Genomic DNA, 11087 nt, shown 5'->3' with positions numbered 1-11087 from the left:
CCCCGGGCCCCCCCCCGCCCGGGGGGGGGCCCCCCGCCGGGGGGGGGCCCGCCCCCCCCCGGGGGCCGGCGGCCCCCCCCACCCGACCCCGGTGCCTACGGGCCCGCCCGGCACCCGGCGGAGCAGTCCTGGTCACAGTGCCCGCACGGCGGCGCATCCCGCACCGCCCCGCGGCCGATCGCCGGCTCGCTCGCCGCGCTCGCGCCCTACCTGGCGGCCACGGTCTGCACCCTGGGCATCCTCTACAACGTGCTCAACGACCGCAGCATCGACCGCGTGGTCCTGGTCACCGCCTGCACGGTCGTCCTCGCCCTGGTCGTCCGGCAGGGCATCATGCTGATGGACAACACCACCCTCACCCAGGAACTCGCCCAGAAGGAGAACCACTTCCGCTCCCTGGTGCAGGGCTCCAGCGACGTCATCATGATCGCCGCGCCCAGCGGGGTGCTGCGGTACGTCAGCCCCGCCGCCGCCGGGGTCTACGGCCGTGACGCGGAGGACCTGATGGGCAGCGAACTCGCCTCGCTGATCCACCCGGACGACCTCGGGGCGGTCGTCCACGAGGTGCGCAGGTTCCTCGCCGCCAGCGCGGACGACGAGCCGACGACCCGCATCGAGTGCCGCTTCCGCTCCGGCAGCGGCCAGTGGCTCCACGTGGAGTCCACCGTCAACCGCCACCACGGGGGGCTGCTCTTCAACAGCCGCGACGTCACCGAACGCGTCCGGCTCCAGGCCCAGTTGCAGCACAGCGCCGAGCACGACCCGCTCACCGGCCTGCCCAACCGGGCCCTGTTCACCCGCCGGGTCGCCCGCGGCCTCGGCGGACGCCGCTCCGCCGACCGCGATCCGGGCACCGCCGTGCTCTTCATCGACCTCGACGGCTTCAAGGCGGTCAACGACACCATCGGGCACCAGGCGGGCGACCAACTCCTCGTCCAGGCCGCCCGCAGACTCCAGGAGGCGGTACGCCAGAGCGACACCGCCGCCCGCCTCGGGGGCGACGAGTTCGCCGCCCTCGTCCTCGGCGACGGCACCACCGACCGGGCCGCCCGCGAACGCCACATCCTCGACCTCGCCGACCGGCTGCGGGCCCGACTGTCCGAGCCCTACCCGATCGACGGCAACGACGTCCGGGTCGCCGCGTCCATCGGCGTGGCCTTCGCGGAACCGGGCGTCGGCGAGAGCGAACTGCTGCGCAACGCCGACCTCGCGATGTACCGGGCCAAGGCCGCCGGCAAGGGCCGTGTCGAGCTCTACGCCCCACAGATGCAGGCCGACGTGGTGCGCCGCGCCGAGCTCGCCGGACGGCTCAGGGCGGCCCTGGACGAGGGCGAGTTCGCCCTGTTGCACCAGCCCGTGGTGCACCTGACCACCGGGGTGATCGGCGCCGTCGGCGCCCAGGCCCGCTGGAGATCCGCCCAGGACGGCCTGTTCACCCCCGCCGAGTTCCCGTGGGCGCCCGACGACACCGACCGCGCGGCCGAGCTCGGGCGCTGGACGCTGGAGGAAGCCCTCGTCCGGGCCGCCGACCGGGCCGCCGCGGGCCACCCCACGACCGTCGTCGTCCGGGTCGGCGCCCGTCACCTGGTCGAGCGGTCCCGGCCGCTGTCCTCCGTCGAGGCCCTGCTGGCCCGGCACGGGCTCGCCGCCGGGAGCCTGGTGATCGAGCTGGCCGACAGCGACCCGACGGTGCCCTTCGACGAACTGGAACGCCGCCTCACGGCCCTGCGCAGGCTCGGGGTGCGGATCGGCCTCGACGGCTTCGGCAACGGGCACGGAGCCCTCACGGCCCTGCGACGGCTCCCGCTGGACATCCTCCGACTGGACCGGAGCCTGGTGGAGGGCGTCGTCGAGTCCGGACGGCTCCACAAGATCACCAGCGGTCTGCTGCGCATCGCCACCGACCTCGGCCTGGAGTCCGTCGCGGACGGGGTGGACCTACCGGAGCAGGTCACCGCGCTGCGGGCGATGGGCTGCACCTACGGTCAGGGCGCGGCCTTCTCGGCCGCCCTGGACGAGTACCGGCTGCGGCGCGCCCTGAGCACCGGCCGCTACCCGGTGCCCCAGGAGACGTCCGCCGGTGCCCCCCACGAGGGTGCCCGGAACCCCGGGGGAGAGGACTGGGACGATCGCGGCGCCGTTGCCGCGTCCGTCCTCGCGGGCGGCGGTGCCCCCGCTCGGCCCGCCCGCGAGCCCAGCGGCACCGGCTCCGCCGCGGCCCGTGACCCCCGGCCGTCGGGAGGCGGATACGGCCAGCTCAGCCCAGGTGCGTACCCGCCGCTGCCGCCACCCGCGCACCGCCGTGGACTCTCCACCCGCTCACATAATGAGACCCACGTCCCACCCACTTGACAGGGGTTGAGTGCGGGGGAGAGGGTCTGAGCCATGCGCACCCGAATTCTCGTACTTGGACAGCGCGTCGGCTGAAGCAGGGTCCTTCACGGCACCCAGCGAACGCACCGGCGCGCTCCCCTCGCTTGCCTCACGGCACGAGGGGTTTTTTGTTGCACCGGCGCCGCGCCGGTCGCCAGATCAGACCGCAGCACTCCGTACAACTCTCGCAAATCCCCCTCAGCATCGAGAAGAGAATGCCGATGACCGAGCAGGCCACCGGGGCCCATCCGCAGCCGCGGCCCCGTTCCGGAGGACAGTCCGTCACCGTCGAGCACGTCACGGGCGCGCAGTCCCTCATCCGCTCCCTTGAGGAGGTCGGGGCCGAGACGGTGTTCGGCATTCCGGGCGGCGCGATCCTGCCGGCCTACGACCCGATGATGGACTCCACCCGAGTGCGGCACGTCCTGGTCCGGCACGAGCAGGGAGCCGGTCACGCGGCCACCGGGTACGCCCAGGCCACCGGCAAGGTCGGGGTCTGCATGGCCACCTCGGGGCCGGGCGCCACCAACCTGGTCACCCCCATCGCCGATGCGCACATGGACTCCGTCCCGCTCGTCGCGATCACCGGCCAGGTCGCCTCCGCCGCCATCGGCACGGACGCCTTCCAGGAGGCGGACATCGTCGGCATCACCATGCCGATCACCAAGCACAACTTCCTGGTCACCAAGGCCGAGGACATCCCGCGGACGATCGCCGAGGCGTTCCACATCGCCGCCACCGGCCGCCCGGGCCCGGTCCTGGTCGACATCGCCAAGGACGCCCTCCAGGCCCGCACCACCTTCAGCTGGCCCCCCGCCCAGGACCTGCCCGGCTACCGTCCGGTCACCAAGCCGCACGCCAAGCAGATCCGCGAGGCCGCCAAGCTGATCACCCAGGCCAAGCGACCCGTGCTGTACGTCGGCGGCGGGGTCATCAAGGCCGGCGCCACCGCCGAGCTGAAGGTCCTCGCCGAACTGACCGGCGCGCCGGTCACCACCACGCTGATGGCGCTCGGTTCCTTCCCCGACAGCCACCCGCAGCACCTCGGCATGCCCGGCATGCACGGCTCGGTCGCCGCCGTCACCGCGCTCCAGAAGGCCGATCTGATCGTCGCCCTCGGCGCCCGCTTCGACGACCGCGTCACCGGCAAGCTGGACAGCTTCGCCCCCTACGCCAAGATCGTCCACGCGGACATCGACCCCGCCGAGATCGGCAAGAACCGCGCCGCGGACGTGCCCATCGTCGGTGACGCCCGCGAGGTCATCGCCGATCTGGTCCAGGCCGTCCAGAAGGAGCACAGCGACGGCCACGCCGGCGACTACACCGACTGGTGGACCGACCTCAACCGCTGGCGCGACACCTACCCGCTCGGCTACGACCAGCCCGCCGACGGCTCGCTCTCACCGCAGCAGGTGATCGAGCGGATCGGGCAACTGGCCCCCGAAGGAACGATCTTCACCGCGGGCGTCGGCCAGCACCAGATGTGGGCCGCCCACTTCATCCGCTACGAGCAGCCCGCCACCTGGCTCAACTCCGGCGGCGCCGGGACCATGGGCTACGCGGTGCCCGCGGCGATGGGCGCCAAGGCCGGTCAGCCGGAGCGCACGGTCTGGGCGGTCGACGGCGACGGCTGCTTCCAGATGACCAACCAGGAACTGACCACCTGTGCCCTGAACAACATCCCCATCAAGGTCGCCATCATCAACAACGGCGCCCTCGGGATGGTCCGCCAGTGGCAGACCCTGTTCTACAACCAGCGCTACTCCAACACCGTCCTGCACAGCGGCCCCGGCGATGCGACCGGTGACGGTCAGCCCGTCCCCGGCAAGCCCGCCGGCGGCACCCGCGTCCCGGACTTCGTGAAGCTGGCGGAGGCCATGGGCTGCGTGGCCCTGCGCTGCGAGTCCCCCGACGAACTCGACAAGGTCATCGCCGAGGCCAACGCCATCAACGACCGCCCCGTGGTCGTCGACTTCATCGTCCACGAGGACGCCATGGTGTGGCCGATGGTCGCCGCCGGGACCTCCAACGACACCATCTTGGCCGCTCGTGACGTCCGCCCCGACTTCGGCGACAACGAGGACGACTGAGGACCGGAAGACGATCGAGGCAGGGAAGAAAATGACCGTCATGTCCAAGCACACGCTCTCGGTCCTGGTCGAGAACACCCCCGGCATCCTGGCCAGGATCGCCGCACTGTTCTCCCGCCGCGGCTTCAACATCGACTCGCTCGCCGTCGGCGTCACCGAGCACCCCGACATCTCCCGCATCACCATCGTGGTGAACGTCGAGGACCTCCCCCTCGAACAGGTCACCAAGCAGCTCAACAAGCTCGTCAACGTCCTGAAGATCGTGGAGCTGGAGCCCGGTTCGGCGATCCAGCGCGAACTCGTCCTGGTGAAGGTCCGCGCCGACAACGAGACCCGCTCCCAGATCGTCGAGATCGTCCAGCTGTTCCGCGCCAAGACCGTCGACGTCTCGCCCGAGGCCGTCACCATCGAGGCCACCGGTTCCAGCGACAAGCTCTCGGCGATGCTCAAGATGCTGGAGCCGTTCGGCATCAAGGAACTCGTCCAGTCGGGCACCATCGCGATCGGCCGGGGCGCCCGTTCCATCACGGACCGCTCCCTGCGGGCCCTGGACCGCTCCGCCTGACCCGGCGGCGGCGGGACCTCACCAGGCCCCGCCGCCCCGCCCAAGCCCTCGTGTGCGCGGGACCCTCCGCGCGCGTGGGGCGGTACGACCAGCGCACCGGCGCCCTCCCGCACGACGTGGAGGCCCGCGCGCGTACCACCCCACGCGCGCGCCCGCATCGCGAGACCCCGCACCGCCCCCGTCCCCGCCCGCCGTACGGTGGGACGCACAACCAGCGACACCGGCAGAAATCAAGGAGAAACCCAGTGGCCGAGCTGTTCTACGACGCCGACGCCGACCTGTCCATCATCCAGGGGCGCAAGGTCGCCGTCATCGGATACGGCAGCCAGGGCCACGCCCACGCGCTGTCGCTGCGTGACTCCGGCGTCGACGTCCGGGTCGGTCTGCACGAGGGCTCGAAGTCCAAGGCCAAGGCCGAGGAGCAGGGCCTGCGTGTGGTCACCCCCGCCGTGGCGTCCGCCGAGGCCGACGTGATCATGATCCTCGTGCCGGACCCGCTCCAGGGCAAGGTCTACGAGGAGTCCATCAAGGACAACCTGAAGGACGGCGACGCCCTGTTCTTCGGACACGGCTTCAACATCCGCTTCGGCTTCATCAAGCCCCCGGCCGGCGTCGACGTGTGCATGGTCGCCCCCAAGGGCCCGGGCCACCTCGTGCGCCGCCAGTACGAGGAGGGGCGCGGCGTGCCCTGCATCGCCGCCGTCGAGCAGGACGCCTCCGGCAACGCCTTCGCGCTCGCCCTGTCCTACGCCAAGGCGATCGGCGGCACCCGCGCCGGCGTCATCAAGACCACCTTCACCGAGGAGACCGAGACCGACCTGTTCGGTGAGCAGGCCGTCCTCTGTGGTGGTGCCTCCGCACTGGTCAAGGCCGGGTTCGAGACCCTGGTCGAGGCCGGCTACCAGCCGGAGATCGCCTACTTCGAGTGCCTGCACGAGCTGAAGCTCATCGTCGACCTCATGTACGAGGGCGGCCTGGAGAAGATGCGCTGGTCGATCTCCGAGACCGCCGAGTGGGGCGACTACGTCACCGGCCCGCGGATCATCACGGACGCCACCAAGGTCGAGATGAAGAAGGTCCTCGGCGAGATCCAGGACGGCACCTTCGCCACCAACTGGATGAAGGAGTACGAGGCCGGGCTGCCGAAGTACAACGAGTACAAGAAGGCGGACGAGGGGCACCTCCTGGAGACCACCGGCAAGGAGCTGCGCAAGCTCATGAGCTGGGTGGACGAGGAGGCGTAAGCCTCCGGGGCGCGCGCCTGTCCGTGCGCCCCACGCCGGGGCACCGGATTCCCGTGCGCTGCCGTGCGCCTGTGCGCCGCACCGCGCCCGCGCGGGGCGCCCCGGCACGGAACCGTCGGGGGCGCGCCGCGTCCCATCAGGCCGGGAGGGGTCGGATCACACGATCCGGCCCCTCCGGTCGTTGACGTCTCCCCCTGTTCGTCCTCGTCCGTCCGCGCGGATCGGGTGCGTTGTTTGTCCAGTCCGGCCAGCCACGGATGGGTGATCCTTCCGGTGCGGCGGAATTCGTCCCCCGTTACGCCACTACACTGCACAGCACATACGCGTCAGGCCCACAGCGTCGTGCGTCTTCCACGCGGCAAGCCAACCTCCACCGCCTGCGGCCGTCGGGACGGCCGTCCGCAATGGACTTGTGAGGACTCACGTGAGCACTGCTGCCAACGGCAAACCGGTCGTACTCATCGCTGAAGAGCTGTCGCCCGCGACTGTCGACGCACTCGGGCCCGACTTCGAGATCCGCCACTGCAACGGGGCGGACCGCGCCGCGCTGCTGCCCGCCATCGCGGACGTCGACGCCATCCTGGTCCGCTCGGCCACCAAGGTCGACGCCGAGGCCATCGCCGCCGCCCCGAAGCTGAAGGTCGTCGCCCGCGCGGGCGTCGGTCTGGACAACGTGGACGTGTCCGCCGCCACCAAGGCCGGCGTGATGGTCGTCAACGCCCCGACCTCCAACATCGTCACCGCCGCCGAACTGGCCTGCGGTCTGCTGGTGGCCACCGCGCGCAACATCCCGCAGGCCAACTCCGCCCTGAAGAACGGCGAGTGGAAGCGGTCGAAGTACACCGGCGTGGAACTCGCCGAGAAGACCCTGGGCGTGGTGGGCCTCGGCCGCATCGGTGCGCTCGTCGCCCAGCGGATGTCCGCCTTCGGCATGAAGGTCGTCGCGTACGACCCCTACGTGCAGCCCGCGCGCGCCGCGCAGATGGGCGTGAAGGTCCTGTCGCTGGACGAGCTCCTCGAAGTCTCCGACTTCATCACCGTGCACCTGCCGAAGACCCCCGAGACCCTGGGCCTCATCGGCGACGAGGCGCTGCACAAGGTCAAGCCGACCGTGCGGATCGTGAACGCCGCGCGCGGCGGGATCGTCGACGAGGAGGCGCTGTACTCGGCGCTGAAGGAGGGTCGCGTCGCGGGCGCCGGGCTCGACGTGTACGCGAAGGAGCCCTGCACCGACTCGCCGCTGTTCCAGTTCGACCAGGTCGTCTGCACCCCGCACCTCGGCGCGTCGACCGACGAGGCGCAGGAGAAGGCGGGCATCGCCGTCGCGCGGTCCGTGCGGCTGGCGCTCGCGGGCGAACTGGTGCCGGACGCGGTGAACGTGCAGGGCGGCGTCATCGCCCAGGACGTCAAGCCGGGGCTGCCGCTCGCCGAGCGGCTGGGCCGGATCTTCACCGCGCTCGCCGGTGAGGTCGCGGTCCGGCTCGACGTCGAGGTGTACGGCGAGATCACGCAGCACGACGTGAAGGTGCTCGAACTGAGCGCGCTGAAGGGCGTCTTCGAGGACGTCGTGGACGAGACGGTGTCCTACGTCAACGCCCCGCTGTTCGCCCAGGAGCGCGGGGTGGAGGTCCGGCTGACGACCTCCAGCGAGTCGCCCGACCACCGCAACGTGGTCACCGTGCGCGGCACCCTCGGCGACGGCCAGGAGGTGTCCGTCTCCGGCACCCTGGCCGGTCCCAAGCACCACCAGAAGATCGTGGCGATCGGTGAGCACGACATCGACCTCGCCCTCGCCGACCACATGGTCGTCCTGAAGTACGCGGACCGTCCCGGGGTCGTCGGCACGGTCGGCCGGGTCCTCGGTGAGGCGGGCGTCAACATCGCGGGCATGCAGGTCTCCCGCTCGGTGGCCGGTGGCGAGGCCCTCGCGGTCCTCACCGTCGACGACACCGTGCCGGCGACGGTGCTGGCCGAGCTGGGCGACGAGATCGGCGCGGTGTCCGCCCGTTCGGTGGACCTGACCCACTGAGGTCATGCGCGCCGTGAGGCGGTGAACCCCGCACGGACGGGCCGGTCGATCCCCCCGGATCGACCGGCCCGTCCGTGTGTGCGGGGGTGTCCTAGACGCGGTCGGGCCGGTCCGCGGGGGTCCCGGCCGGCGCCCGACGCACCAGGACCAGGGCGAGGACGGCCGCGAGCAGCAGGACCGCCGTGCCGCCGAGGGCCGCCGCGGCCATGCCGTCGGTGAACGCGCCGCGGGCCAGGGCCGTCAGCGCCGCCCCGGTGCCCCCGGGCAGTTCGGCGGCGACCGCGAGGGCCCCGCCCAGCGTTTCCGCGGCGGCTTCCGGTAGGCCCGGCGGGGCGTCGTCCTCCATCCGGTGGCGGAAGACGGCGGTGCCGATGGAGCCGAGGACCGCCATGCCCAGTGCCCCGCCGAACTCCTGTCCCGTCTCCAACAGCGAGGACGCCGATCCGGCCCGTTCCGGTGGGGCCGCCGCCAGCGCCACGTCCGTCATCTGCGCCATCACGGTGACGACTCCGCAGGCCAGTACGCCCGACCCGGCCAGCACCAGCCACAGCGAATCGGTCCCGGCCGCGGTCAACAGCGTGAAACCCCCCGCCGCCGTGCCGAAGCCGCCGGCGACGACGTACCCGCGGTGGGCGCCCCGTTGGACGAGTGCCGTGGTCACCGGGGCCGCGAGACCGATCAGCACCGACGGCAGCAGCGACCACAGGGCGGCCTCCATCGCGCTCTTGCCGAGCACGGACTGGAGGTACTGGGTGGTGAAGTAGGCGGAGCCCATCATCGCGAACATGGCGAGCGAGTTGAGGAAGACCGCCGGGCCGAAGCCGCGCCCGCTCAGCAGCGCGGGCGGGATCAGCGGGGACGCCGCGGTGCGCTGACGCAGGACGAACAGGGCCGTGAAGAGCAGGCCGGCCAGCAAGGACAGCACGTAGGGCGGCGCGAAGCCCTCCGAGGGGATCTCCTTGAGCCCGTAGACCAGCGGGAGCACGGCGGCCATCGACAACGGCACGCTCAGCAGGTCGAAGCGGCCGGGCGCCGGGTCCTTCGACTCCGGGATCAGCAGGGGTGCGAGCACCAGCAGCAGCGCCATGGCGGGCAGGTTGACCAGGAAGACCGAGCCCCACCAGAAGTACTCCACGAGCACTCCGCTCATGACCGAGCCCAGCGCCACGCCGCCCGTCATCACCGCCGACCAGACGCCGATGGCCTTGGCGCGCTGCGCCGGGTCCTGGAACAGGCTCCGCACCAGGGCCATGGTCGACGGCATCAGGGTCGCCCCGCCGATGCCGAGCACCGCGCGGGCGGCGATCAGCATCTCGGCGCTGCTGGCGTAGGCGGCGCTCAGGGAAGCGGCGCCGAACGCGACCGCGCCGATCAGCAGCAGCTTCCGGCGGCCGATGCGGTCGCCCACCGAGCCCATGGTCATCAGCAGGCCGGCGAGGACGAAGGCGTAGATGTCGAAGATCCACAGCTGTTGGGTGCCGCTCGGGGCGAGGTCCGCGCTGATCGCCGGGACGGCGAAGTACAGCACGGACACGTCCATCGAGACCAGGAGCAGCGGCAGCATCAGGACCACCAGTGCGGTCCACTCGCGGCGCCCGGCGCGGGGCGGTGGAAGGGCGGCGTGCCGCGGGGCACCCGCCAGGGGATTGGTCATGGCGGAACCATACGAGCGTATAAAACACTTGTCTAGTACGGTTGTATAGATCGCTGTGGGCAGCCGTACGGGGCGGGTGCGCGACCGCCGGTACGCTGCCCGGCATGGGACACCGTGAGGATTTGCTCGAAGGCGCCAAGCGCTGCCTGCTGGAGAAGGGCTTCCTGGAGACGACGGCGCGCGACATCGTCCGGGAATCGGGGACGAACCTGGCGTCCATCGGCTACCACTACGGCTCCAAGGACGCCCTCCTGGCACAGGCGTACGTCGATCTGATCGAAAACGTCAGCCTGGCGTTCGACGAGGTCCCGGACGGCGACGACCCCACCGGGGACGGTTCCCTCGCCCGCTTCGAGCGTTCCTGGGAGAACGTGATCCGCACCTTCACCGAGAACCGGTCGACCTGGCGGCTCGGCCTGGAGGTGATGGTGCACGCCGACCGGCTCCCCGGGGTGCGCGAACACCTCGCCCGGGCGAGCGGCGCGGCCCGCAGCGGGCTCGTCGCGATGTTCCTCGGCGGCCCCGAGCCCGCGCCGACCGACCCGCTGGCCGTGACGGCCGGCGGCTTCTACTCCACCCTGCTCCAGGGCCTGATGGTGCAGTGGTTCTTCGACCCGGGCACCACGCCGACCGGCGCCGAACTCGCCGAGGGGCTGCGGCAGGTCATGGCCGCCGCCGACCGCCCCTGACCCCGGCCCGGCCGCACCGGGCCGTACCGATCAGCAGACGGCGCCCGCCGGGACCGCGTCGGCCCCGACGTCGTCCGGCTCGGGCGGAGGGGTGATGGCGATGATGTCGTCCAGCGCGGCGCGCGCGCTCAACAGGTCGGTGATCGCGGTGTCCAGCCGCTCGCGCTCCTTCAACAGTTCGGGCAGCACCCCCCAACAGGCGGGAACGAGGCCCACGCCGTCGTCCACGTGGCAGGGCATCAACTCCGCGATGGTCCGGGTGCTCAGCCCGGCGGCCAGCATGGTGCGGATGCCCCGCACCGTACGGACGTCCGCCTCCTCGTACTCGCGGTACCCGCTGGGCAGTCTGCGGGGCGCCAGCAAGCCCTGTTCCTCGTAGTACCGCAGAAGCCGCTGGCTGACCCCGGTCCGGCGGGAGAACGCACCTATGCGCATGTGACCGT

Annotated in this window: 8 protein-coding genes; 6 read left to right on the top strand and 2 right to left on the bottom strand. The window is 71.7% G+C overall.

All coding sequences use genetic code 11. From position 1 onward, the window contains the following. The 5 genes from ACFWIA_RS25675 to serA form a co-directional block, all read left to right on the top strand. Positions 1-2352: putative bifunctional diguanylate cyclase/phosphodiesterase (locus tag ACFWIA_RS25675; RefSeq protein WP_387008946.1), on the top strand; the 2352-nt coding region annotated here is incomplete at its 5' end. 242 nt (positions 2353-2594) lie between these two features. After that, positions 2595-4463 (top strand): acetolactate synthase large subunit, encoded by a 1869-nt coding sequence (locus ACFWIA_RS25670; protein ID WP_387008945.1) that lies wholly within the window; start codon positions 2595-2597, stop codon positions 4461-4463. 40 nt (positions 4464-4503) lie between these two features. Continuing rightward, a complete protein-coding gene (ilvN, locus tag ACFWIA_RS25665; RefSeq protein WP_385491307.1) occupies positions 4504-5028 on the top strand; it encodes an acetolactate synthase small subunit in 525 nt (174 codons plus the stop codon). A gap of 245 nt (positions 5029-5273) precedes the next feature. Continuing rightward, entirely contained in the window at positions 5274-6272 is a 999-nt protein-coding gene (gene ilvC / locus ACFWIA_RS25660) for a ketol-acid reductoisomerase (RefSeq protein ID WP_387008943.1), read from the top strand. Between the two features lie 424 nt (positions 6273-6696). Then, complete coding sequence (gene serA, locus ACFWIA_RS25655) at positions 6697-8301, top strand: phosphoglycerate dehydrogenase (protein WP_387008941.1); 1605 nt, start codon at positions 6697-6699, stop codon at positions 8299-8301. 91 nt (positions 8302-8392) lie between these two features. Here the strand turns inward: serA and ACFWIA_RS25650 are convergent, their stop codons facing one another. Next, positions 8393-9955, bottom strand: coding sequence for an MFS transporter (locus tag ACFWIA_RS25650; RefSeq protein ID WP_387008939.1), 1563 nt, complete (start codon positions 9953-9955; stop codon positions 8393-8395). A 104-nt stretch (positions 9956-10059) separates the two neighbouring features. Here ACFWIA_RS25650 and ACFWIA_RS25645 point away from each other — a divergent pair, with 104 nt between their 5' ends. Then, positions 10060-10644 carry a TetR/AcrR family transcriptional regulator gene (locus ACFWIA_RS25645; protein ID WP_387008937.1) on the top strand — a complete coding sequence of 195 codons (585 nt, stop codon included), beginning with the start codon at positions 10060-10062 and terminating at the stop codon, positions 10642-10644. Positions 10645-10674: 30 nt separating this feature from the next. Here the strand turns inward: ACFWIA_RS25645 and ACFWIA_RS25640 are convergent, their stop codons facing one another. Next, positions 10675-11079 carry a MerR family transcriptional regulator gene (locus ACFWIA_RS25640; protein ID WP_387008935.1) on the bottom strand — a complete coding sequence of 135 codons (405 nt, stop codon included), beginning with the start codon at positions 11077-11079 and terminating at the stop codon, positions 10675-10677. Positions 11080-11087: the final 8 nt, after the last annotated feature.

Source organism: Streptomyces sp. NPDC127068 (genome assembly GCF_042724695.1).
Taxonomy (GTDB): Bacteria; Actinomycetota; Actinomycetes; order Streptomycetales; family Streptomycetaceae; genus Streptomyces.
The sequence above is the reverse complement of the archived record's forward strand: the minus strand, read 5'-3'. Positions and strand labels throughout refer to the sequence as shown.